A 23,920-nucleotide genomic window follows, 5' to 3' on the forward strand; every position below is an offset into this window, starting at 1 on the left:
TGTGTTATAATCAAATGTATCATTATAATATAAGGAAAGAAGCTATTATGGATACCGAAAATCCGAAAACGGCAATCGAATACATACACTCTCTCGGCAGATTTTCCGGCAAGCCGGGTCTGCACCGCATCAAGGCGCTGTGCGAGGCGCTGGGAAACCCGCAGGACAGGCTGAAGTTTGTTCATCTTGCGGGCACGAACGGCAAGGGCTCGACCGCGTGCATGATCGCCTCGGCACTGCAGGCGGCCGGACTGCGCACCGGACTGTATACCTCGCCGTATCTGGTGCAGTTTTACGAGCGCATCCGCGTGGACGGTGTGATGATCTCGGACGACGATCTGACGCGCCTGTGTGAACGGGTAACGGTGGCGTGTGAATCGCTTACACTGCCCGAGGGTGAGACTATCGGCGAGTTTGAGTTTACGACCGCACTGGCGTTCCTCTTCTTTGTTGAGCAGGAATGCGACATTGTGGTTCTCGAAACCGGTCTGGGCGGCCGCTGTGATGCGACAAATGTCATCAAAAATGCGGAGGTCTGCGTTATTACGCCGATTTCGCTCGACCATATGGCGGTGCTTGGCAACACAACGGCGGTCATTGCGGCCGAGAAGGCAGGTATTTTCAAGCCGGGTACGGCGGTTGTCTGCGCGGACGGTCAGCCGAACGATGTACAGCGGGTGCTGCGCCGTGCCTGCGACGCGGCGGGCGCTGTCTGGTTCGGCGGAGCGGAGGACTGCCGCGTACTGCGGTGTGACATCGGCGGTTCGGCGTTCGTGTACGAGGCGCAGGGCTACACCATTGCCATGCCCGGACGGCATCAGCTGCAGAATGCGCGGACGGCTCTGCGGGCGCTGAACGCACTGCGTGAGCGCGGCTGGAGCATTCCGACCGAAGCCGCCGTGCGCGGTCTGGCGCGGGCGCGTATCGCAGGCCGGCTGGAACGCGTGGTCGATCAGCCGCTCATCCTGCTCGACGGCGCACACAATGCCGCAGGCGCGGATGCCCTGTGTCACGCGGTGGATGAGCTGCTCAAGATGAAGCGGCTGCACGTTGTGATGGGCATGGTGCGCGACAAGGACTACGAAACCTGTGTTCACGAGGTAGCCAGCCGCGCGGACGACTTTTACGCCTGTGTGCCGGATGCGGGTGAGCGTTCGCTGGATGCACACACGATTGCAGAGCTGGCGCGGCAGTCGTGCAAGCGCGTGTACGAATGCGAATCCGCCGAGCACGCCATTGAGCTTGCGCTGGAGCATGCGAAGATGAACGACTGTATTCTTATCTGCGGTTCGCTGTACCTCATCGGTGAGTGCGAGAAGATTTTGCGCGGGCGACCGAAAGCGACAGATTAAAATGGAATAAACAGGTAAAATAAGGCTTGTACTTTGAAAGTACAAGCCTTTTATTTTTGTGTCAGTTGTTTTCAATAGGTATATTGTTTGGTATATCGCAGGGCGGGGTACCATGCGAAATAAGAGGTAATATTTTGCTGATTTCGAGGTGACATATATGCTGCAAATCACGCAGAGAAGGCAGGAGGGCACGTTGATCGCGGTGTACACCGGTGAACTGGACCATCATGCAGCACGGGCGGCGATCGAGCAGACCGAGGATCTGCTGGTGCTGTTTCCATGCGAAAAGCTGGTGCTCGACCTGTCCGAGCTGACGTTTATGGACAGCTCCGGTCTGGCGGTCGTCCTGCACCTGTACCGCACCTGTGCCCGCAGCGGACGCGAATTTGCGGTGCGCGGCACACCGCCGCAGCCGATGCGGGTGTTTGAGGCGGCCGGTCTGCCGCAGGTGATGGTTTTTGAAAGGGGGAAGGAATAATGCGGGCGGTCATCAACAAAATGAGCCTGAAATTCGAGAGCCATTCGGTCAACGAGGCGTTTGCGCGGCAGGCGGTCGGCGCGTTTGTTGCGCAGCTGGACCCAACGATGGAGGAACTTGGCGACATCAAAACCGTGGTCTCCGAGGCGGTGACGAATGCCATTGTGCACGGCTACGCGGACAAATGTGGATTTATCACGGTCACGGTGCGGCTGTTCGAGGGACGAGCCCTAGAACTGAAAGTAAAGGACGCCGGATGCGGCATTGAGAATGTCGAGCAGGCGCGCCAGCCCATGTTCACCACGGGCGACGACACGCGCAGCGGCATGGGATTTACCATCATGGAGACATTCACGGACAAAATGCGCGTGCGCTCCACGCCGGGGAAGGGAACGCTGGTTGCGATGGTCAAGGTGCTGAAGGAGCGGCAGACGTGACCGGAGAAATGCGCACGCTGCTCGAGCAGGCGGCTTCGGGCGACAGGGATGCGGAAGCGCGGCTGATCGAGGACAACAGCGGTTTAATCTGGTCGATCACGCGGCGGTATTACGGGCGTGGCACCGAGCCGGACGATCTGTATCAGCTGGCGTGTGTCGGCTTCATCAAGGCCGTGCGCGGTTTCGATGTGTCGCTCGGCAACGAGTTTTCTACCTATGCGGTGCCCAAAATCGCGGGTGAGATTCGGCGGTTTCTGCGGGACGACGGTGCGGTCAAGGTCAGCCGGGCGGTCAAGGAACGCGCGGTTCGTGTGCGCCGCCTGCAAAGCGACTGGGAGAGCCGGAACGGACGGTCACCGACTGTATCAGAACTGGCACAGGCCGCCGGATTGACGGTCGAGGAAGTAGCGGCCTGCGAGCAGGCGGACGTGTCGGTGGACTCGTTCGAGCGGGAGCTGTCCGGCGGCGGACGCTTAGGTGATCTGGTCGGTGACGAGGGAATGGAGGAGAGAACCTGCCTGCATCTGTCGCTGCATGACGCACTGCAGGACTTGCCCGAGCGCGACCGGCAGGTGCTCAGTCTGCGCTATTCGCGTGATTTGACGCAGCAGCAAGTCAGCCGCATCGTCGGTGTGTCGCAGGTGCAGGTCTCGCGCATCGAAAAACGCGCCATAGAGAAGCTGAGGGAAATGCTGAGAGAGTGAAAAAGGAGTTCTCGTGAGAGAACTCCTTTTTGCATGTGCATATCGGTATGATAAATGGAGAATTGAAAATGGAGGATGGAGAATGGATGTAATCGTAGGGGAGCACAGTGTGCTCCCGCGCTCGGTTGACAATGCTGTGGGCGCACACTGTGCGCCCCTACGGTTACACATCTGCAAATGATTTACAAACGGCGGGCTGAGGGCAGCCTTATCAACCTGCTTTCGCCAGTAAAATCTGCCCCATCATCACACAGATTTCAACCAGATACGCTGTATAAACCGCAAGTATCACTCGGCCGAGCCGTAATTCAGCTGCAATCGAGCAGTACAGCAGAAACGGAAAGCTGACGAGTGTCAGAAGCACGATCAGCGCCGCAATCTGAAATTTACTGCGCGGCAGTCGCCCCAATCGGAATACAATCATACCGATAAGAAAAATAACGGTAAATACCGCAAACAGAATCGCGAGCTGGCGGCGGCCTGCATGCAGTGCGCCTGCACTGACATCCGGTGGAACATCGGATAAAATCCCCGTGAGATACCACAGCGGGAGCGCACATATCACGAAAAACGTGAGCGCGAGATGGTGCAGCGCCAGGCAGAATTCCTGTCGTTTGGTCATAATTTGTGCATAAACTGTCCGGCCGACTTGGCCATCAGCCGCTTGGTGCCTTTCTGGTCGAAGGCGATTTCGAGCAGGGCATCGCCGCCCATCGGCTTTACCGATACGATCAGTCCATCGCCGAAGGCCTTATGGAACACGCGGTCACCGGCGGCAAAGTTCGGCAGCGGCTTGCTTTTAGCTGCCGAGGCCAGCGACGCGCTCGGCGCAGTATTTGCAGCAGAGACATACCGCGCGCGCGCCACCTGCGGACGGGAAAGCGTTGGATCGGGTGCAGTTGCGTTTGAGAACCGGCGGCTTTCGGTGATATTGCTCTCAAGCAGCTCCTCCGGCATCTCATCAACAAAGCGCGACGGATGCGAATACTGCGTGCGGCCATACAGCAGGCGGCGCTCCGCACAGGTGAGATACAGCTGCTCCTTTGCGCGGGTGACGGCAACGTAGCACAGGCGGCGTTCCTCCTCCATGTCCTCGTCCTTCTCCATTGCGCGGAAGCCGGGGAACAGCCCGTCTTCCATGCCCGCGAGGAACACGACAGGGAACTCCAGACCCTTGGCGGCATGCATGGTCATCATGATAACCGCGTCATCGTCCTCGCCGGACTGGTCGGCATCCGTGTACAGCGCCATGTTCTCGAGAAAATCACCGAGCGACGGCGTTTCGGTCTTGTCCTCGTAATCGACAATATAAGATTTTAACTCTTCGATATGCTCAATGCGGTTTTCCTCTTCTACACCGCCCTTGAGCTGCAGCGCACGGATGTAGCCGCTTTTGTCCATCAGTTCATCGTACAGCTCGGAAAGCGAAACAAATTCCCGCAGCTTGCGAAGATTTTCGATCATCTCGCCGAACTTCTCCATTGCCGCGGCGCCGCGGGACAGGGCTGGGTACTGAGAGGCATGGCATACCACATCATACAGCGTCGTGCCGTACTCAACGGCAAGCTGCATGGCGGTTTCGACCGATTTATCGCCAATCTTGCGGGCAGGCGTGTTGATAATACGGCGCAGACGCAGCTCGTCCGCCGGATTTTCGATCACCCACAGGTAGGCGAACATGTCCTTGACCTCGGCGCGCGAGAAGAAGTCGCGGCCCTTGTACACGCGGTACGGAATGCCCGCGCGGATGAATGCTGCGGCAATGTTGTCTGAAAGCACGTTGTTGCGGTACAGAACGGCAAAATCTCCCCATTTCCGGCCCTGCTCCACGCCATCGCGGATAGTATCCGCGATGTAGGCGGCTTCGCCCTCCTGGCTGTCCGAGCGATGCAGACGAATCTTTGCACCGTCACCGTGGTCGGTCCACAACTCCTTGCCCTTGCGGCCGACGTTGTTGCGGATAACCTCGTTTGCGGCATTCAGAATGTTGCCGGTCGAGCGGTAATTCTGTTCCAGACGGATGGTTTTCGCGTCCTTGAACTGCTTTTCAAACTCCAGAATATTCGTGATCGTTGCACCGCGGAACTTGTAGATACTCTGGTCGTCATCACCGACCACGCAGATGTTCTCATAATAACCTGCCAGCAGGCTGGTGAGCACATACTGCGCGTAGTTGGTATCCTGATACTCGTCCACGAGAACATAGCGGAACTGGCGCTGATAGTATTCCAGCACCTCGGGGTTGTTCTGCAGCAGCAGCACGGTTTTCATGATAATATCGTCGAAATCCAGTGCACAGGCCTTTTTCATGGCCTTTTCGTAATCGCGGTAGACGTCTGCGACCTTTTCACGGAAGTAGTCACCGGCAGCATCCGCGCTGAACTGACGCGGGGTCATCAGCTTGTCCTTCGCGCGGGAGATCATGCCCATCACGGTTCGCGGATCGAAATCCTTGGGGTCGAGATCGAGCTTTTTCATTACGTTGAGAATGACGCGCTTCTTGTCGTCCTCATCGTAGATGGTGAACGCGCTCTCAAAGCCGAGCAGATCAACATGCTTGCGCAGAATGCGCAGGCAGGCGGTATGGAAGGTGTACGCCCAGACAGCGGACGCGGCTTCCTCGTCACCGAGGGCAAATTCCAGACGCTCGCGCAGCTCACGCGCGGCCTTGTTGGTGAACGTGATCGCAATCACCTGCCACGGGCGGGCGGGATTCATCGCGCACAGGTGCTCCGCGCGGGCGCGGTTTTCCGGCTTGGGATCGGTCAGGTATTCGGTCAGGAACAGAAGATCGTCTTCGGTCGCCCAGTCGGGCGCAAATTCACTTTCCAGTCCGTCGCCGAACTTGAGAATGTTGATGATGCGGTTGATGAGCACGGTCGTCTTGCCGCTGCCTGCACCCGCCAGGATGAGCAGCGGACCCTCGGTCTGATAGACAGCCTCGCGCTGCTTGTCGTTTAACTTGGAAAAGCGCTGTTCGATGATCGCACGCCGGACAGCGGCATATTTCATATCAAATTTGGTCGGTTCCATAGTTTTCCTCGTTTCGTTTGAAGATACACAGATAGTATACCATATTATATGGAGCGGAACAAATGTTCTTTTTTCGTTGACTAAGACAGGGGATCGTGTGTAAAATAAGAGCGAGGTGAACCGTTATGACCGAACAACAGCGGCAGGAAACCTATGCGCAGATGCTCGTGCGGCTTTCGCGCTCGAATTTCCGCAGCCGCTTTCATTTGAAGGCGCAGGACAAGCAGTACATCCGCGATAAGGGATGGAATACGATTGCTGACCATGCGGCAGACTTCGTCTCCAAACGGCTTGCACCGGCTGCGCCGAAAAACGACGGCAAGCAGACACCCATGCGCGGGCATCCGGTGTTCATCGCGCAGCACGCGACCGCCTGCTGCTGCCGCGGCTGTCTGGCGAAATGGCATGGCATCCCGCAGGGCGTGCTGCTTTCGGCGGAGCAGCAGGTCTATATCGTTGGAATGCTGATGAGCTGGATGAGGAGAGAAATGGAAAATTGAGAATTAGAGTGAGAGTGAAGAGAGACTTGCGGTTTACCGCTCTCCATAGAATAAAAAAGAGACGCAGTTGCGTCTCTTCTGCTATTTTGGCATATAGCTGCGGATAATACATAGTATGAGTGCGATTCCGCTGGAAACACCAATCAGGTATTGATGGTTGATATAATCGTCCATCGTGTGCGGTGTGTGGGCAGTCAGAGTGATCTAAACCGCAATTCCGACAGCAATCATGGCCGACAGGGCACAGAGAATATTGATAACGCTTTTTCGATTCATCACAGTAGCCTCCCATCATAAACGAGGTTAGTCGGTATATACACAGCATAGCACAGCGATAGGAAGAACGCAATAAATGTGATGCAGATGGTTACAGTAAATAGCGGTTATATAAAAGGTAAGAGGTACTAAAGATAAAACTCTCAGGTGCCGTCCGTAACCACTGGGCCAACGAGTTGCCCGCTGACGCGGGTGCGGCGAACCGCCCAGTCGTCCGGACGGCGCCCGCTCCATATCCGATAGTGGACAATTTGGTGAGGATTTGTATAGTTGCAATAATCTTCATGTTAAAAAATCTACATTTCGTACAATCAATCTCTTGTCACAAACGACACGATTTGATAATATATAAAGTGTATTGCTGTTTTGCTTGCCAAATGACAAAACAGAATAATTGATTCTCTGCCGGGCGGCAGGGACAAGGAGGAAATTGAGGTTTCATGAGTAAGGTTGAGCAGTATATCACCAGCATTCCGGATTTTCCGAAGGAAGGCATTATCTTCCGCGATATTACCACCGTGCTCGGTGACGCGGACGGCTTCCATCTGGCGGTGGACGAGATGACTGCGCTGCTGGACGGAGTGGAGTTTGACGCGATCGCCGGTCTGGAATCCCGCGGATTCCTGTTCGGTGCACCGATGGCGTATAATCTGCATAAGGCATTCATTCCGATCCGCAAGCAGGGCAAGCTGCCGCGTGCAACGTCCCGCATGTCCTACGAGCTGGAGTACGGCATGGAGACCATCGAGGTACACCGCGATGACATCAAGCCGGGGATGAAGATCGTCGTTGTCGATGACCTGATCGCTACCGGCGGTACGCTTGAGGCGGCTGTTCACCTGTTGGAGCAGCTCGGCGCAAAGGTCGTCAAGGTTGTCTGCCTGCTGGAGCTCAAGGGTCTGCACGGACGCGACCGCATCAAAACCTGTCCGGCGGAGACGGTTGTCGCTTACGAGGGGAAGTAAGCAAGGGCAATACCGCATAATTGAACAAGAGTGATTTGCAAGTGAATTTTGCGGTGTTGCCCAAGACATTTCACAGTAATCAAGGCGAAAGCCTGAAAATTAAAAAGGGGGTTATTCGATGTTTGAACGTGTATTCAAGCTATCGGAACACAAAACCACAGTCAAGACCGAGGTCATGGCCGGTATCACTACCTTTATGACCATGGCGTACATCCTTGCCGTAAACCCGAGCGTACTCGGCTCCACCGGTATGGATACCACCGCGGTATTGCTGGCAACCGCCCTGGCATCCTGCCTGGGCACGCTGTGCATGGCGTTTATGGCAAACCTGCCGTTCGCGCTCTCTGCCGGCATGGGTCTGAACGCCTTCATGGCGTACACCGTTGTTGCAGGCTATGGCTACAGCTGGCAGGTTGCGCTGCTGGCCGTATTCATTGAGGGCCTGCTCTTCATCGTCCTGTCGCTGACCAATGTGCGTGAGGCCATCTTCAATGCCATTCCGCTGACGCTCAAAAAGGGCGTTTCGGTTGGTATCGGTCTGTTCATTGCCTTCATCGGTCTGCAGAACTCCGGTCTGTGCGTAGACTCCGCTACGCTGGTCGGCATCATCAGCTTCCCGGAGAATTTCCACACCGCAGGCATCTGCGCACTGCTGACCCTGATCGGTCTGTTCTTCACCGCAGTATTCTATACCCGCAAGATGAAGGGCGCTATCCTGTACGGCATCCTGCTGACCTGGATCCTCGGCATGCTCTGTCAGGTGACCGGCCTTTACGTTCCGACGCCGGACGCAGGCTTCTATTCCCTGTTCCCGAGCTGGGGCATGACCGACTTCTCCAAGCTGGGTCTGACCTTCGGCCAGTGCTTCAACGTGGATTTCAGCGCGGTCGGCATCGTAAACTTTATCGTTGTCATCTTCTCGTTCCTGTTCGTCGATATTTTCGATACTCTGGGCACGCTGATCGGTGTTGCCACCAAGGCGAAGATGCTCGATAAGGACGGCAAGCTGCCGGGCATCAAGCCCGCTCTGCTGGCAGACTCGATTGCAACCTCCGCAGGTGCAATTCTGGGTACTTCCACCACCACCACCTTTGTTGAGTCCGCATCCGGCGTTGCAGTCGGCGGCCGTACCGGCCTGACCGCTCTGGTTACCGGCATCCTGTTCCTTGTATCCACGCTGTTTGCGCCGATCTTCACCGCCATCCCGTCCTTTGCAACCGCTCCGGCGCTGATCATGGTTGGCTTCCTGATGGTAGGCACCGTAACCGAGATCAACTTCGATCTGGACAACCTGACCGAGTCCATCCCGGCTTATCTCGCCATCATCGCTATGCCGCTGTTCTACAGCATCTCCGAGGGTATCTCTCTGGGCGTTATCTCCTACGTTCTGCTGAATGTTGCAGCCGGCAAGGGCAAGAAGGTTGCTCCGCTGATGTACGTTCTGGCAGTACTGTTCGTACTCAAGTATATCTTCCTCTAATTCAGAAATCGTAAAGATTGCAGAAGGCTGCCGAAGCTCGCTTCGGCAGCCTTTTTTGTGGCATGAAAATCATGGTAAATATCAGAGAAAATAAGCGAAAACAGCGGGGATTGCAGTTGAACGGTGTCGATACTTGACAGAAAACGTAGGAGTTGGTAAAATATAAAACGACTAAATTTGGGCAGTATACCCGTTTATCTTGTATCCAAAGGGAAGGAGGCAGCGAATATGACACAGCAGCGCAAAAAGTGCAGAAAAGGCGGCTTTACTCTTGTAGAGCTGGTGGTTACGCTGGTCATTCTGAGCATTCTGTTTGCCATCGCTGTACCGAGCCTTCTGGGGTATATCCATCTGTCGCAGTTCCGAAAGAATGAATCGTACGCTAAGACCATGTATCTGTCGGCAGAATCTGAGCTGACCTACCTTCGTACCGGCGGTGAATGGGAGTCATTCTGCAGCAAGGTGAAGAAGGAAGGCGTGCTGAATCAGTCGTTTGATGAGTCGGATGAGGACCGGAAAAAGCTGGTCGGTCGTATTTACGGCATTCGTCTGGATGCAGGCGAATACGCAGAAGGCGAGCTGTCGGGTGACGGTGCGCTCGTCGGTGCGCTTCTTGCGCAGGATACCTACGATAAAAGTGTGCTGAATGCTGCAATCTGCATCGAAATCGACGTGGAAAGCGGTCAGGTTTATTCGGTTTTCTACGGCACAAACTGCAAGGGACTGTACTACGGATCGAATGAGGACAGCAAACCGGCGGATATGTCCGGCAGCTGGCTGGATATTGATTACAGCAAGCGCGGCCGCGATACGCGCAGGGAAGAACGGCTGGGCTATTACTCGGTTCAGGATGCGGTCAATGCTGTCAGTCTGGATGCGACTAAGCTGAAGATCACCTCGATCAATCTGGTAAATGGTGAAACCCTGTCGCTGAACTGGTCGAGCAATGTGAAGGATCAGGATCTGGATAAGGTTTATTACGAGGTCAAGCTGTACAGCAGTGAGGATAAAGCACAGCTCCTGTCGATCAATATTCCGGGCAGGAATTTGAAAACGGGTTCACAGTCGGTTGCGGTTACGACCGAGGATAATGCGGCGGAGAATTATACCTTCCCCATGGAATATGACCGGACCAGCAAGCGGGCAACACTCGTGCTGGACGGTATGATGAATGCGAAGCTGTACGACCGGCTGGATAAGCTGTCCGCTGATAACAAAGCAGCCTTCCGGCAGAGCAGCGATACCAGCATCACGCGCTTCGGCGGCAAGCTGGAAACCCCGCTGAATGTTTATGCAGCCGTGCAGGTGTTTCCGGACCCGAACGCAGAAAACACCCGCGGTGAGGAGTATCAAAAGAGTGACGCTATCGAATCCAATAAGGCGAACACGCTTTTCGGTGACGGCACCCGGTCGGATAACAGCCGGTGCGAGATCGAAACCTTCCGTCATCTGTCCAATATCCGTTATATGGATACGGCGGCGGCATTTGCCGTTACCGCGCGTTCACTGGACTGGATGAGCGACAGTGTAAAGGTTTACGGTACGGCAGCCCGCGGCGCACTTTCGGTTTCCACCGGCAAGGATATCGGCTTCCCGAGCATCCCTGCGCTGCGCAGCAATCAGACACTGGACGGCACAGGCGGTCTGCTGAACCGCATTGCCGGCGTGTTTACCGGCGGGAATGTCATCAGTAATCTCAAGCTGAATGAGACCTCGATTGCCGATGACGCAGAGTATCTTGGTCTGTTCCAAAAAAACGCAGGCACGATCCATGATCTGCGCCTGCTCAATCCGCAGGTGGAGATTGACTCGGGTAAGCTCAAGGGTGTCGGCGCAGTCTGCGGTTACAGCAATGGCTCTTTGAAGGGCGATACCGTGGACGGCACCGAAGCCGAGGTGGAAGCTGCGCTGACCTCGGCACAGGCGCAGGGCATCGGCGGTGTGGCCGGTGTGATTGAAGTCAACGATTCTAAGTCAGTAATCAAGCTGTCTGCATCGGGTACCGTAACCGGTACGCTGCCGACCGGCGGTACTGCGCGCGGTATCGGCGGTATTGCGGGCAGCCTGACAACAAACGGTGCCGCAGTCAAGGCCCTGACCAACAGCGCTGCTGTAACGGGCAATCGCTCGGTTGGCGGCATTGCAGGCTATTTCTCCGGCAAGGATCAGGCCACGGGAAAAGATATGTCTGACTGCAAAAATGAGGGGCTGATTCTCAGCAGCACAGCCGCAGATGATCATTCGCTGGCAGGACATTATATCGGCGGCATTGTCGGTTACGCGCATAACGCGTCTCTTTCCGAATGCAGGAGCCGTGCCGGATATGCGGACGGCTACACCTATAAGCAGGAGGATAGAGACAAGCTGCGCGGCAGATATGTCGGCGGCATTGTCGGCTACGGCGAACAAAGTGTGCTGTATGACTGCGAGACCGAGGCAAACGGCTACGTTCTTGGCAGCGAGTATGTCGGCGGCATCATCGGTGCGCTGAATCAGTCTGATACGCAGACGGCACTGCTCAGTGAAAACGGCACCAGAACAACCGTTAACGCAAGCTATGTCATCGGCAATTCGTATGTCGGCGGCATCATCGGTGAGAATAAAGGCGGTTCGACGATCAAAAACTGCGTCAACACAGGTGTCGCTGCGGGATACAATGTATTTATCGGCGGTATTTGCGGTGCAAATGAGAACAATGCGGCCATCATAAACTGTGCAAGCTATGTTTCGGACACCAATAATGCGATCTACAGGCGTGTCACGGACTGGGGAGCCGTCGGCAGCTATGCGGGCGGTCTGACCGGCTACAACAGCGGCACGATCACCTTCAGCGACAAGGATAACGAAGTCTCTAACCGGAGTGTGGCGGGTATCGTTGTCGGCAGACACTATGTCGGCGGTCTGGTCGGCTATAACGACACGGACGGCACGATTGACATCAATTACACGCTCATCGGCGGCCGTGTTGCCGCAACCGGAGACTGTGTCGGCGGTCTGATCGGTCTGAATGCTTCGACAAAGCTGCTCGAGAAGAAGCTGACCATCAAGCCGAGCAGTGTGCAGGGACGGTACTATGTCGGCGGTGCGATCGGTGCAAATGTGGTCAACCCGGGAGAGAATGTCACGGTCAGCGGTCTCAAGGTCGATAACAGCCTTGGCACGGTTACTGCAGTGGCATTCTGCGGCGGTCTGATCGGCTATCAGCGCACCTACACGGAGAAAGACCGGGCAGACGGAACGCTGTATGCGCTTCTGCCGGGCATCGCAGCAAACAACAGCAATGTGCCGGGAACGGTCGAGGCATCTACCAATACGCATACCATCACCATCACAGCGGACGGCAACAGTGCAGGCAGACTGTCTGCGGTTTCCAATAACATGACCATCCGCGCGTATGCGTATGCAGGCGGCATTATCGGCAGCTGTGAGCCGCAGACCCGGATGAAGGTGGAGCACTGCCTGAACGCAGGCGGCTTTGACCGTCCGGCAGAGGACACCTTCCCGGACAGCAAGCTGAAAACCGGTGTGGATATGGTATCCTATCTGCAGGCGCAGAAGTACACGGATGCCGCGAAGGCGCTCTCCGATGAGCTGGGCAGCGGCGAGCTGCGTGTTTCCGTTATCGGCGGTGTGATCGGCGTCAACGGTGAGAATCAGGTGATAGATCACTGTGCCAGCAAGGGCACGATGAACGGCCTGAATGCCATGGGCGGCGTGGTCGGTCTGAACGAGGGCATCATCCGCGACTGCACGCTCTCCGGCAGCATGGGCAGCGCAACGCAGGATTATATCGGCGGTATCGCGGGTCTGAACGTCGGCAGCAGGACGGCGGGCACGATTGAAAACTGCACGACCGAGAAAAACTGCACTGTCACCGGACGGAACACGGTCGGCGGCATCGTCGGCTATAATCTCAGCGGCGGCAGAATACAGAACAATACCAGCAGCGCCAATGTCAGCGGTGCAGGCCGTGTCGGCGGTATTGCGGGCGAAAACGGCGGTGCGATTACGCTTTCGAGCACACCGGCAGGAAAGCGTCGTGTCAACGGCAGCGGCAGCGGTGTCGGCGGCGTGATCGGCGTGAATACCGCAACCGGCACGCTCAGTCCGGCAAGCGGCAGCATGCAGGGCGATGCCATTGCCGCGGATAACAGGCTGACCGTGCGCGGCAGCAGTATGGTCGGCGGTATTGCCGGCATTAACCGCGGTACACTCGGCGGCACGAGCATCAACTGCCTGACCAATCAGGCGGCAGAGGTCCGCGCAGCGGCGGGCAGTGCAGGCGGCGTTGTCGGCGCGCAGGAGGGCGCAGAGGCTGTTCTGCGGTACGCGAAGAATCTCGGTCAGGTGACCGCGAATGTCGGTGCGGCAGGCGGCATTGTCGGCATGAACAGCGCGGGCAGCACGGTCGAGAACTGTATCGGCAACGGCAGCGTCACCAGTAACGACGGCTATGCAGGCGGCGTTGCCAGCGAAAACTACGGCACGATCAGAAGCTGCAGCGTCGGCACGGATAACAGGGTAACGCTTATCACCCGCAACAAGACTGCGGCAGGCGCGATCTGTGCGGTAAACCACAAGGGCGGTACGGTTCAGGGAGCGACACTCGGCGATCATATCACGATTTCCGGCAGTGCATTCATTCTGGGTGCTGTTGTCGGAGACAACAGCGGTACGGTCACTGCAACCGAGGTTTCGCAGCAGCCGACATACAGCGTTTCCGCAAGTACGCTGCAGGTCGGCGGTGCAGTCGGCATCAATCGAGCGGGCGGTACGGTCAGCAAGGTGAAGGTCACCTCGAATTTTGAGAAATTCACGAAGTATACCTATCTCGGCGGTGTAGTCGGTCAGAATAATGCAAGCGGCAAGGTAACCGAATGCACGTACTCCGGCACGATCGACGAAGGAAAGAGCGCGGTCGGCAACTGCTACGGCGGCATTGCCGGACTGAACGGCGGTCTGCTGCAGGGCAGCACCGTTTCCAGGCTGACGCTGACGGCAGACGGTGTGTACACCGCAACCTCCACCAGTTCGGCGGCAGAGAAGGAACGCCTGTCCTCGCATATCGGCGGCATTGCAGGCAAGAATGATACGACCGGCATCATCGAGCGGTGCTACATAGACAATACCGGAACCGGCACGATCACGGTCAAAAACGGCATGGTCGGCGGTGTGACCGGCTATAACAAGGGCACGATCACCATGTCCGGCGATAAGAGCACCGAAAACTTGATGGAAAATGTCAGCAAGGTGAGCGACCTGCTGTCCAATGCCAAGGCACAGAAGCTGTCTGCGGATTCCACCTGGGTAAAGTGGGCAGACCGGACGGATGTGGAAAAGCTGTCCTACAACGGCGGCAGCAAGAGCGTAGCGGCAGACCGCACCATGCAGATCATCGTATCGAGCAACGGCAACCTTGGCGGCGTGGCGGGCTACAATGCGCCGACCGGTGAGCTGAATCGCTGCGTCAGCGGCAGCTGGCTGCTGGTCAACAAGTCGGACGGCATCGGTGTCGGCACCGGCGGTATTGTCGGTATGAACGAGAGCGAAAAGGACCTGTCCTATCTGCTCAATCAGGCGTTTGTCGGCCGCCAGCTGGCAAACGGCGCGACCAGCCGATTTGCAGGCGGTATCATCGGCACACAGACCAACCAGACCACAACCGACTGGACGATCGAAAACTGTGTCAACTATGGCACGGTGTACGGCTATCAATCGCACTATTCGGGCGGTATCGTCGGCCAGTGGACCAATAACGGCGGTACGGTTGAGGATTGCTACAATTACGGCAATTTGCAGACGACGTATGAAACCGGCTGGGTCGGTGCATCCGGCGGTATCGTGGCACAGATGTATCATGCGGCCTCCGGTCAGGATTTCAATATCATCAGCTGTCAGAATCACGGCAGCGTTTTTGGCCGGGATGGTGCAAGCTATTATCATTGGGAGAACAGCAGGAAGGTCAAGGACTGCGCGAACGACAGTGCGGGCATCCTTGGCAACGTTACGGTTTATACGACGTATGATATAAATGCTGCACAGAAGTTCACCATTAACGTTTCGGATTGTGTCAATGCGCCGGGCGTTAAGATCTATTCATCCTCCATGGCCTCCGGTATCGTGGGTTACTTCTCAACAGATACGGCAAGCAGCAAGAACGGCGGTCCAATCGGCACTTCGACCGCAAATATCGTGCTGAATATCGACCGCTGCCGCAACTATGCGGAAACACTGGTCGGCGGCAACAATTATATCGCCGGCATCTTTGGCGACCGGTATAAGGACGGCACTGTGGCGCAGGATAATACTTATATCCAGAACTGTTACTCGGTCATCGGTTCGGATGCGGGTACCAGTACAGGCATCGTATCGCTGAATAACGCCAGCCTGAGCAGCTCCCTGAGCGGTGATAAGGTGGGAAACAATTATTATTTCTTTGATACATGGGGCTTGACGAACACTGCCGGACGAATCTTTGACAGCAGTAATACGCGCAATGAATCACGAAAGGGATTTTCCCGCATGGTTGCCTATGGATACTGGGCAGGCAGTGACGGAAAATGGGCGAATAAGAGCTTTGCCGCCATTGCCGGTCCGCAGCTTGGCGTGATCGACTATACAGACAACCGGATGTATTACAATGTAACAACGGCAAACTCTACGATCGATGAGCATGGCATTATCCGTACGAATATCAATGGTTCTGACCAAATTACGGGACGGATTTTGTTCACCATGCCGGATACACCAACATATAGAGATATTGCACAGACGAATGGACACGGTGCTTCGTGGCTGCGCCCGCTGCTGTATCAAAAGAATACGGTGTTCAACACAGAGCAAAAGCTGTTTGATGAGTATGTTCGAGAGAACTATCGCGACATGGAGCACGACCAAACCGACAAAAAGCTGGATGCCTCGTTCATGGTCGATTTGAAACAGCAGACAGACGGCAGTTTCGATGTATCCATCGAGGATACGGACCGTCCTTTGTACTACGAGGGTACAGTGCTCGTTGATGACAAGGAAGTAATGTCCAATCTGCGCTTTATCCCGAACCGAAAGGGACAGGGACAGTGGGACCCGAAGCTGGACGGCATACAGGCGTACGGCTCCGGTACGACCAGCGGTTCGTTCCAGCTGCCGGCAAGCCTTGCGGCAGACACAGCAGGCAAGACCGTTACATTGTCGGTTCGTGCTGTCAGTCTGTTTGAGGATACCGCGCCTTCTGCATGGAAAACTGCGGCGACGCAGGATGTGTCGGTGCTGCCGACACCGGATGTCAATATCCGACTGGTGAGCCATTGGAACAATGGCGCTAAATACCAGATCTCGCTGAAAAACCTTGCGGATTATGCGGTCTTCAGCAACTGGAAGGTCACCTTCAGGCTTGGCTCGCAGACCGTGACCATTGATCAGAACAATCATACCGCCGAGATCAACGGCGATGATTTGAAGGAGCTGATCGTCACGGCAGCGGCAGGCATTACGAACGGCATTCAGCCGGCTTCCGTGACGGATACCATCCCGACTGACACGCCGAAGTACAAGCCGGACGGCAGTATTAACAGGCTGTCGGTATCGTACTCGGGCAGTACGGTGGATGATTGCACGGTCACGGCTGCACTGACGGTCAACGAGTCGCAGATGGAAACACCGCCGATTTACCGTATCGAGGTGCTCGGCACGGTTGGCACAAATGAGTATGTGTTTGCATATGAGGATGTGCTGACCTCGGCGGGCAACACGGTTACGGCAAACTTCCGCGACCTGCCGAAGGAGTATTTCGCGGAGAATGTCACAAATCGTCGGGTGCGTGCATGGTACGCCGCATCCGGTCTGGGACCGGTTTACACCTATGGTGATACCCGGCAGACCGGCGATGCGTCTGTTACGATGCGGACTTACAGCGCGGAGGGCGTTCAGCAGCAGGACAAGATCATTTACAGCCATGTCCTTGGCCACGCGACTGCCTTTGCAAACTACATTAGAACCGCGGCGCTGAACATCAAGCCGCTGACGGCGCCGGAGCTGAACGACCCGGAACTGATGCAGGAAGATAACGGCAGTATCAGCTACCGGTTCTCGTGGACGCAGTCCGGGCAGGGGACTGCAGTGCCGCACTACAGCGTCAAGCTGACCGGCATTACTGCGGCAGGCGCAAGAATCGGCATTCCGGTCAACGAGGTTTACGGTACGCAGGAGAATCCGAATACTTCCCAATCGTTCACCATCAGCGCGGACGACTGGCAGTATGCCGAGGTTGAGCTGACCGTTACCCGTCTGGGACAGGCATACGGCGAGGTTGGCCTGAGTACGACGAAGAAGTACGCTGTCAAGCAGCGCCTTGAGCGTCCGGGACAGCCGTCGGTAACCAACCCGGATACCAACGAGCTGGAATACACCATCGGCTGGAGTGCCATCGGCAGCGAAAACGGCTGTGCAGGCTATCAGATTTATGTGCAGCCGGAGGGCGAAACGGCCGCTGCCCTGGGTGCGCTTGTGCCCGTCAGGGGCGGCACCTGCTCGGTAAGCCGCAGTCTGGAGTCTTACGCCGGCAAGACAATCGACCTCTATCTGGTGGCGGTGGCTGCTGATGATTCCGGCTATGCGGACAGCCCGAACGGTATCGTGTACACGATGACCGTGCCGAAGCGTCTGGATACGCCGAGCGTCAAGTGGTCGTACAACTGGAATGCGGCAGCAAACAACCCGATTCCGGCGGCCGGCTTCCGAAGCGGCGGCCTGCAGGTCACCGTTACGCCGGAGAATGAGGCCAGTGTACCGCCCGGCGGCAGCACCTATCTGCTGCGGGCAAAAATCACCGGGACGGACGGCACAACGGAGACTTACCCCGTTTCCGCAATGAGCGAAAGCGGCGGCAGCTACGTCTGCAGCCTGACCGATCTGAATACGAAATACGCAGGCTGTTCTGTACGGTTTGAGGCTCGTATTTCGCAGTCGGCGGGACAGGTAAGCTCGGTCTGGGTATCGAGCGGCGATGTGGTATTCCCGCGTGTGAAGCTGGAAGCGCCGAGCGCGTCGCTGGCAAACGTGAATGAGACGCTTGCGGTCAGCTATGGCCCGATGAATCGTCTTATCAACACGGCAGAGTGGGATGCACAGCTTACCGCGCTCTCGTGGGACGAGGTGGCAGAGGCTGACCTGTATCGGATTGAATTGACCGATAAGGACGATAAATCCACGACTGTTACCGTCGATATGAGCGGGAACCTGCCGGAGATTATCATAAATGGTCAAAATACGTTTGCAGTTGCAGGGGATGACTGGTATACTGTAAAACAGGGCAGTGCGGTCAACGGCAGATACAGCCTTACCAATGGCAGCATTCGTTATTACAGCTATCAGCCGGATACCATGCTGCAGGTGAAGAACGGCACATTTACATTGAAGCTGCCTAACATTTTCTCCGTGGTAACGCACGAGAATCAGACCCTGCAGCTGACGAATGGTATACAGATCAGCAGGGTAACTGTCATTGCGGACAGCAAGAGCGACCGTTATACGGAATCCGATCCTGCTGAGCGCAAATTTTAGTTACGAAGGGAGGCGGCAGACATGAAGCGGATACGTCAGGGCTGGAACACCCTGCGGCGCAGCAGGCGAAGCGGTGTTTCGCTGATCGTAGCACTTTGTGCTGTCGCCGTCCTGATCGGACTTTCGCTCAGTATCGTGTATTCCTCCTCCATGCTGCTCTCGCGGGCCAACCGCAAGATCGGCAGGGAACGCTGTTATCAGCTGGCGCAGTCCTTTGCACAGGTGCTGGACAGCGAACTGCAGGAATACAAAACAATAAAACCGGAATTAGATACCAATTTTGCGCCGGAAGGCTGTTTCTACCGTGAAGTGAACAACATTTTAGCGGAAGATACAGGATTGGGTATTTACGATCCGGATCGTTCGGATGAAACCACTGCCTGCTATAATGCGGGTTCGACCGAGGATAACTACGGCAGGATTACGATTCTGCTCCGTGATGTTACCGATGTGCAGGACCCGATCACAGGCGATACCTTTGCATACGATGATCGGAACGAAGGCACCGAAAAAGCAGAGCAGACAACCTTTAACAGACATCAGGTTTGGGTAGGCGTCAAGGCGGAAAAGGGAGCGGACAGCTACATGTACACCACAGAATACCGCCGAAAGGACAGTTTTCAGCCAATCTACACATGGAAAGGGGAAGACGGCGTCAGCGGACAGTTCCAGGTCTACTGGGTAAACGGCCGCTTTTGCCGAAGTGCCAACGGCAAGGAGCCGGTAGAACCCAAGGTCATTGGCGAGGGCGAGGATGCCCGCACGGAGCATGTGGAGATCAGCTACACCTATGATATCAACAATCCAACGTACAGCCGATACGAACCCATCCACAAGCCGGCAGCCCGGACAACCGGAGGTGCAGCCGATGAATAGACTGATTCGCGTGCTGCGCGACCGCCGGGGCGAATCCATGGTGGAAATTCTGGTTTCCACGGTGGTGTTCATGCTGCTGCTGGGAGCGCTGAACGGCGCAGTCGGCTTTGCCTCAAATGCGCAGCGCAAGTCGGAGCAGCTCCGCAGGGACGCGACCGAACTGCAGGAAAGCGTGCGCGGGAGTGCAGAAGTCGCGGACGGCGAAGCTGCCGCGTACGATTTTAAGGTGACGACGTCGAACGGCGAAGATACCGATATTGACGCCTTCCGCGTACAGGTAAAAAAGCAGACCGTAAACGCCAAAACCGAGGACGGCAAAACCGTGCCCTTCTACCGGTTTGCGAAGGGAGAGTGACGGCATGAAACGCATTCGCTCAATCCTGCGCGGCCAGGAAGGCATGACACTGGTGGAACTGGTGGTCGGCGCCGGACTGCTGTGTCTGGTCATCGGCATATTCAGCGCATCGCTGCGGCCGGCGGCCGAGGTATCGCGCCGCACGCAGGAGCTGAACAGCGCCGAGCTGATCGCGGACGACCTGCTCGAAACCGTGCGCAGCAAGGTGGAGACCGCCATGGATTACATCAAATGCTACGACAGCGGCACGGATGTGACGAATAAAACCGGCTCGTCCGAAGGCTCGGCGATCGAGTTTGGCTATGAGACCGAACAGGGATATAACGCGGCGGAACTGCTGACGGCAGACGGCTGCGGACCAACCAAAATCGTGATTGCCGATAAGGACTCCGGTGAGCAGCCTCAGGTGGAAAAGGGTTATCTTGTCGAGCGCTATTATAAAGATGGCTACAGTCAGGATGCGGACGGCAATCCCATTGCCCGAGCCATGACGAAAACCTACGCAGAGGGCTTTTATATGGGTCTCCGCGCCGGACTGCATTTCAAAATCGACGAAGCAAAGCACACCGTTACCGCCACCGTGACAATTTACCGCGATAAGGATTTGACCGATAAAATTTATTCGGATTCGCTCATCATCGACCTGCGGTACGATATTCCGGTGAAAACCGAGGTAACGGCAACGAAAAAGCCGGCATAACGGCAATGTAATATGTGTAACTCTGCGGAGCACCGCCGCAGCTTACAGAGATAGAAAAACAAAAATAAAATTGGAGGAATAAGATCATGATGGAAAAAATGATCGCGCTGCAGCAGAAGCGCCGCAGCAAGAAGGGCGGCTTTACGCTGGTAGAGCTAATCGTGGTTCTGGTTATTCTGGCAATTCTGGCAGCACTGCTGATTCCGGCGCTGACCGGTTATATTGATAAGGCGAAGGAGAAGTCCATCACCGCTGAGTGCCGTCAGGTTGTAATGGCTGCACAGACGTTGTATGATGAAAAGTATGGTACAATTTCTACCGATGCAACCACTTTCCCGAGCTTTTCTAAAGATAAGACGGCAGATGATGGTATCGTAATTGCATATGCAAGTGTTGCTAGTCTGGCAGAAGTAGAGGTTAAGAATATTACTGACATCGAAGTTACGACCAAGAGCTCGGATAAGACTAAGAATAATAAGATTAGCAAGGTTGTATATGAGAAGAACGGTAAGACTTGCGAGTACAAGGACAACCAGTATACGGTTAAGTAATCATGCCTAACCGCACCGAACGCCACGGACCGACTGCGCCGATAAAATACGGCGCGGTAAGCTGGTGGCTGACGGTGGTGTGTGTGATCCTTCTGGCTGTGATCGCGGCGGCGGGCAGCGTGCTTGGTCTGCTCTATCGGGCAGACGCGCATGTGGCGCTCGGCAATGCAAAAACGGTGCATATGGCGCTATACGCCGCCTCGATCGAGGCCTACGGTGAAAACCGTCCCTTCACGGACTCCGCCCATGAGGGCGGGGTCTCGGAGGCGGTTTACAACGAGGTGCTGACAGCCTGCAAGGTGCCCGGTGATTTCTGGGTGCTGCAGACCGACGAAAACGGCTATACCGTACAGCAGATGATCTACACCGAAGGGGATTTCACCGTAACCTACACCGCCGATCCGGTCACTTGGAACGTGTCCGTCGGTGTTGACCTGATTCATGCCGCCGCAGCACAGTGAACGCACGGTGCGCGTTCGCCGTCGGACGGTATGGCGGGTCACAGCCCCTTAACAGTTAAGAGGCTGTGACCTGCCATGCGGTTTTCTGCATGGTAGATTCTATTTGTAAAAAATCATTTCAAACCAACCCAAACGAGGAGGAAACCAATGCTTTACATCGCCTATGCTGTATTATGGCTGTTACGGTTTGCATTGGGCGCATGCGTATTCAGCTTTCTCGGAGTGGTGGTATGGCGCCTGCCGCGCAGAGAGAGCGTGGTGAAGGGACGCAGTCACTGTCCGGCGTGCGGGCGCACGCTGTCGGCGGCGGAGCTGCTCCCGTGCCTGAGCTTTCTCCTGCAGGGCGGCAAATGCCGCGGCTGCGGTGCAAAAATCCCCGCAAGGGATTTCTGGATCGAGGTGCTCGGCGGCTTGTGCTCCTGTGCCTGTGCATACGCCTTCGGCGGCGAGAGCGCACAGGCGGCGCTGGCGTTCGTTGTGCTCGGTATTCTGACGGTCGTGGCGCTCATGGACATGGACACGCTTGAAATCTACGACCGGTTTCCGGCGCTGCTATTTGTCTGCGGCATCGCTGCGCACATACTTATCCCCAGCCTGGGGATAAAATCGCGGCTGATCGGCTGCGTGATCGTCAGCGTACCGATGCTGCTTCTGGCGCTCATCGTGCCCGGCGGCTTCGGTGGTGGTGATATCAAGCTGATGTTCGGCGCGGGCTTTTTTCTCGGCGCAAAGCTGACGGTCGTTGCCGCGTTCATCGGCATTCTGCTCGGCGGCGGCTTCGGCGCGCTGCTGCTCGCCCAAAAGAAGGCAAACCGGAAAAGCCAGTTCGCATTCGGTCCGTTTTTGTGCATCGGCATTGCGATCGCCATGTTTTTCGGAGAAACGATCGCGGACTGGTATATGGGATTATTGTAATGAATGGAGAGGAGGGTCAGCATGGCTGCATCCAACAACCGCAGGCTGACCGTCACGGTCAAACCGAACAGCAGTCACACGCTGTTCCGCTACACGGCAAAGGACATAGACGGAAAGATAGTCCGCGGCGCAATGGAGGCTGCGGACTATGACACGTTGTATACCCAATTACTCGCGCAGGGACTGTATCTGCAGAGTGCGACCCGCCGCGGTGCGGCCCGCAAGCCGCGCACGCTGCGTCCGCAGGAGCTGAGCGACCTGTGCCGTCAGCTGTCCACGCTGCTGGCTTCGGGCGTCAGTCTGGTGCGCGCGCTGACGATCATCTCGCAGGATGAGGGCATCAGCGCGGGTCTGCGCCGCATTTACGAGAATGTGCTGGGTGAGGTGCGGAAGGGCTCGAGCCTTTCCGCCGCACTCGAGGCGCAGCAGGTGTTCCCAACGCTCATGCTCGGCATGATCCGCGCAGGCGAGGGCAGCGGCAAGCTGGATCAGGTCGCGGAGCGGCTCGCCCTCCACTACGAGAAGGCGCACCAGATGAACCAGCAGGTCAAGTCGGCGCTCATGTACCCGATGATCCTTGCGATTCTGGCGGTCGCGGTCGTTATCGTTATCGTAACCTTCGTGCTGCCGCAGTTCAGCGATCTGTTCTCCACAATGGATTCGCTGCCGGGCGTTACGCTGGCGCTGATGGCGTTTTCCGGTTTTATGGTTACCAAATGGTATCTGATGATACTGGGTGTCGCGGCAGTGGTCATGGTTATCCGCTCGCTGCTGCGCATTCCGGCCGTCCGGCTGGAAATGGACCGGCGAAAGCTTAAAATGCCGGTTTTCGGTCCGCTCAATCAGGTTATCTGCACGGCGCGGTTCGCGCGAACCATCAGCAGCCTGTACTCGAGCGGTCTGCCGATCGTCACTGCGCTGCAGACCGCCCGTGATACCATCGGCAACGCCTACATCGTTTCACAGTTCGATGACGTGCTTGTGCAGGTGCGTTCGGGCGTCAGCCTGTCCGCCGCCCTCGAGAACGTAGACGGCTTTCAGCGCAAGCTGTGCAGCAGCATTGCAGTTGGCGAGGAGACCGGACGACTGGACTCCATGCTGGATTCCATCGCGGATTCGATGGAGTACGATGCACAGCAGGCGAGCAAGCGCATGATGACCATTCTGGAGCCGATGCTGATCGTGCTGATGGCATTTGTGGTCGGCTTTATCATTATCGCAGTCATGTCGCCGATCATCGGCTCGTACAGCGCGATTGAGAGTTCGGGGAACGTATAAT

Annotated in this window: 17 protein-coding genes; 15 read left to right on the plus strand and 2 right to left on the minus strand. The window is 56.2% G+C overall.

Annotated features, from left to right (window positions below; genetic code table 11):
- The first annotated feature begins 47 nt into the window (after positions 1-47).
- The 4 genes from DWZ82_RS01000 to DWZ82_RS01015 all read left to right on the plus strand — a co-directional run bounded on the left by DWZ82_RS01000 (position 48) and on the right by DWZ82_RS01015 (position 2,971).
- Positions 48-1,352 (plus strand): bifunctional folylpolyglutamate synthase/dihydrofolate synthase, encoded by a 1,305-nt coding sequence (locus tag DWZ82_RS01000; RefSeq protein ID WP_158575046.1) that lies wholly within the window; start codon positions 48-50, stop codon positions 1,350-1,352.
- Between the two features lie 157 nt (positions 1,353-1,509).
- Positions 1,510-1,830, plus strand: a complete 321-nt coding sequence (locus DWZ82_RS01005) for an anti-sigma factor antagonist (RefSeq protein WP_110435314.1) — start codon at positions 1,510-1,512, stop codon at positions 1,828-1,830.
- Positions 1,830-2,267 carry an anti-sigma F factor gene (gene spoIIAB / locus DWZ82_RS01010; protein ID WP_118478142.1) on the plus strand — a complete coding sequence of 146 codons (438 nt, stop codon included), beginning with the start codon at positions 1,830-1,832 and terminating at the stop codon, positions 2,265-2,267. Before DWZ82_RS01005 ends, spoIIAB begins: the two co-directional genes overlap by 1 nt.
- Positions 2,264-2,971 carry a sigma-70 family RNA polymerase sigma factor gene (locus DWZ82_RS01015; protein WP_243022852.1) on the plus strand — a complete coding sequence of 236 codons (708 nt, stop codon included), beginning with the start codon at positions 2,264-2,266 and terminating at the stop codon, positions 2,969-2,971. Before spoIIAB ends, DWZ82_RS01015 begins: the two co-directional genes overlap by 4 nt.
- Positions 2,972-3,182: 211 nt before the next feature.
- Here DWZ82_RS01015 and DWZ82_RS01020 read toward each other — a convergent pair whose 3' ends face one another.
- Together DWZ82_RS01020 and DWZ82_RS01025 are read right to left on the minus strand one after the other, a co-directional pair.
- Positions 3,183-3,593 (minus strand): hypothetical protein, encoded by a 411-nt coding sequence (locus DWZ82_RS01020; protein WP_118478144.1) that lies wholly within the window; start codon positions 3,591-3,593, stop codon positions 3,183-3,185.
- A complete protein-coding gene (locus DWZ82_RS01025; RefSeq protein WP_118478146.1) occupies positions 3,590-6,004 on the minus strand; it encodes an ATP-dependent helicase in 2,415 nt (804 codons plus the stop codon). Before DWZ82_RS01025 ends, DWZ82_RS01020 begins: the two co-directional genes overlap by 4 nt.
- Before the next feature lie 125 nt (positions 6,005-6,129).
- Between DWZ82_RS01025 and DWZ82_RS01030 the strand changes: the two genes are divergently transcribed.
- The 11 genes from DWZ82_RS01030 to DWZ82_RS01080 all read left to right on the plus strand — a co-directional run bounded on the left by DWZ82_RS01030 (position 6,130) and on the right by DWZ82_RS01080 (position 23,919).
- Positions 6,130-6,504 carry a DUF4186 domain-containing protein gene (locus DWZ82_RS01030; RefSeq protein ID WP_118478148.1) on the plus strand — a complete coding sequence of 125 codons (375 nt, stop codon included), beginning with the start codon at positions 6,130-6,132 and terminating at the stop codon, positions 6,502-6,504.
- Between the two features lie 716 nt (positions 6,505-7,220).
- Positions 7,221-7,745 (plus strand): adenine phosphoribosyltransferase, encoded by a 525-nt coding sequence (locus tag DWZ82_RS01035; protein WP_110435309.1) that lies wholly within the window; start codon positions 7,221-7,223, stop codon positions 7,743-7,745.
- Positions 7,746-7,863: 118 nt separating this feature from the next.
- Complete coding sequence (locus tag DWZ82_RS01040; protein WP_118478151.1) at positions 7,864-9,225, plus strand: NCS2 family permease; 1,362 nt, start codon at positions 7,864-7,866, stop codon at positions 9,223-9,225.
- Between the two features lie 228 nt (positions 9,226-9,453).
- Positions 9,454-18,783 (plus strand): type II secretion system protein, encoded by a 9,330-nt coding sequence (locus tag DWZ82_RS01045; RefSeq protein ID WP_118478153.1) that lies wholly within the window; start codon positions 9,454-9,456, stop codon positions 18,781-18,783.
- Positions 18,784-18,804: 21 nt separating this feature from the next.
- Positions 18,805-19,659, plus strand: coding sequence for a hypothetical protein (locus DWZ82_RS01050; RefSeq protein ID WP_118478154.1), 855 nt, complete (start codon positions 18,805-18,807; stop codon positions 19,657-19,659).
- Positions 19,652-20,014 (plus strand): type IV pilus modification PilV family protein, encoded by a 363-nt coding sequence (locus DWZ82_RS01055; RefSeq protein ID WP_118478156.1) that lies wholly within the window; start codon positions 19,652-19,654, stop codon positions 20,012-20,014. Before DWZ82_RS01050 ends, DWZ82_RS01055 begins: the two co-directional genes overlap by 8 nt.
- Before the next feature lie 4 nt (positions 20,015-20,018).
- On the plus strand, positions 20,019-20,714 hold the full coding sequence (locus DWZ82_RS15315) for a type IV pilus modification PilV family protein (RefSeq protein WP_199667348.1): 696 nt from the start codon (positions 20,019-20,021) through the stop codon (positions 20,712-20,714).
- Between the two features lie 86 nt (positions 20,715-20,800).
- Positions 20,801-21,265 carry a prepilin-type N-terminal cleavage/methylation domain-containing protein gene (locus DWZ82_RS01065; RefSeq protein ID WP_118478158.1) on the plus strand — a complete coding sequence of 155 codons (465 nt, stop codon included), beginning with the start codon at positions 20,801-20,803 and terminating at the stop codon, positions 21,263-21,265.
- Between the two features lie 2 nt (positions 21,266-21,267).
- The gene (locus DWZ82_RS01070) at positions 21,268-21,726 is read left to right on the plus strand and encodes a hypothetical protein (protein WP_118478160.1); all 459 of its coding nucleotides are present in this window, start codon (positions 21,268-21,270) and stop codon (positions 21,724-21,726) included.
- A 147-nt stretch (positions 21,727-21,873) separates the two neighbouring features.
- A complete protein-coding gene (locus DWZ82_RS01075) occupies positions 21,874-22,641 on the plus strand; it encodes a prepilin peptidase (protein WP_118478162.1) in 768 nt (255 codons plus the stop codon).
- A 21-nt stretch (positions 22,642-22,662) separates the two neighbouring features.
- On the plus strand, positions 22,663-23,919 hold the full coding sequence (locus DWZ82_RS01080; RefSeq protein WP_118478164.1) for a type II secretion system F family protein: 1,257 nt from the start codon (positions 22,663-22,665) through the stop codon (positions 23,917-23,919).
- Position 23,920 lies beyond the last annotated feature (1 nt).

The organism is Butyricicoccus sp. AF35-5AC, assembly GCF_003477715.1.
In the GTDB taxonomy this organism is placed as follows: Bacteria; Bacillota; Clostridia; order Oscillospirales; family Butyricicoccaceae; genus Agathobaculum; species Agathobaculum butyriciproducens.

Bases quoted from the DNA above. Each gene is read 5' to 3' on its own strand.
- DWZ82_RS15315 (WP_199667348.1), top strand. From the start codon at position 20,019: ATGAAACGCATTCGCTCAATCCTGCGCGGCCAGGAAGGCATGACACTG.
- DWZ82_RS01080 (WP_118478164.1), top strand. From the start codon at position 22,663: ATGGCTGCATCCAACAACCGCAGGCTGACCGTCACGGTCAAACCGAAC.
- DWZ82_RS01005 (WP_110435314.1), top strand. From the start codon at position 1,510: ATGCTGCAAATCACGCAGAGAAGGCAGGAGGGCACGTTGATCGCGGTG.
- DWZ82_RS01050 (WP_118478154.1), top strand. From the start codon at position 18,805: ATGAAGCGGATACGTCAGGGCTGGAACACCCTGCGGCGCAGCAGGCGA.
- DWZ82_RS01045 (WP_118478153.1), top strand. From the start codon at position 9,454: ATGACACAGCAGCGCAAAAAGTGCAGAAAAGGCGGCTTTACTCTTGTA.
- spoIIAB (WP_118478142.1), top strand. From the start codon at position 1,830: ATGCGGGCGGTCATCAACAAAATGAGCCTGAAATTCGAGAGCCATTCG.
- DWZ82_RS01030 (WP_118478148.1), top strand. From the start codon at position 6,130: ATGACCGAACAACAGCGGCAGGAAACCTATGCGCAGATGCTCGTGCGG.
- DWZ82_RS01020 (WP_118478144.1), bottom strand. From the start codon at position 3,593: ATGACCAAACGACAGGAATTCTGCCTGGCGCTGCACCATCTCGCGCTC.
- DWZ82_RS01075 (WP_118478162.1), top strand. From the start codon at position 21,874: ATGCTTTACATCGCCTATGCTGTATTATGGCTGTTACGGTTTGCATTG.
- DWZ82_RS01070 (WP_118478160.1), top strand. From the start codon at position 21,268: ATGCCTAACCGCACCGAACGCCACGGACCGACTGCGCCGATAAAATAC.
- DWZ82_RS01035 (WP_110435309.1), top strand. From the start codon at position 7,221: ATGAGTAAGGTTGAGCAGTATATCACCAGCATTCCGGATTTTCCGAAG.
- DWZ82_RS01025 (WP_118478146.1), bottom strand. From the start codon at position 6,004: ATGGAACCGACCAAATTTGATATGAAATATGCCGCTGTCCGGCGTGCG.
- DWZ82_RS01065 (WP_118478158.1), top strand. From the start codon at position 20,801: ATGATGGAAAAAATGATCGCGCTGCAGCAGAAGCGCCGCAGCAAGAAG.
- DWZ82_RS01040 (WP_118478151.1), top strand. From the start codon at position 7,864: ATGTTTGAACGTGTATTCAAGCTATCGGAACACAAAACCACAGTCAAG.
- DWZ82_RS01055 (WP_118478156.1), top strand. From the start codon at position 19,652: ATGAATAGACTGATTCGCGTGCTGCGCGACCGCCGGGGCGAATCCATG.
- DWZ82_RS01000 (WP_158575046.1), top strand. From the start codon at position 48: ATGGATACCGAAAATCCGAAAACGGCAATCGAATACATACACTCTCTC.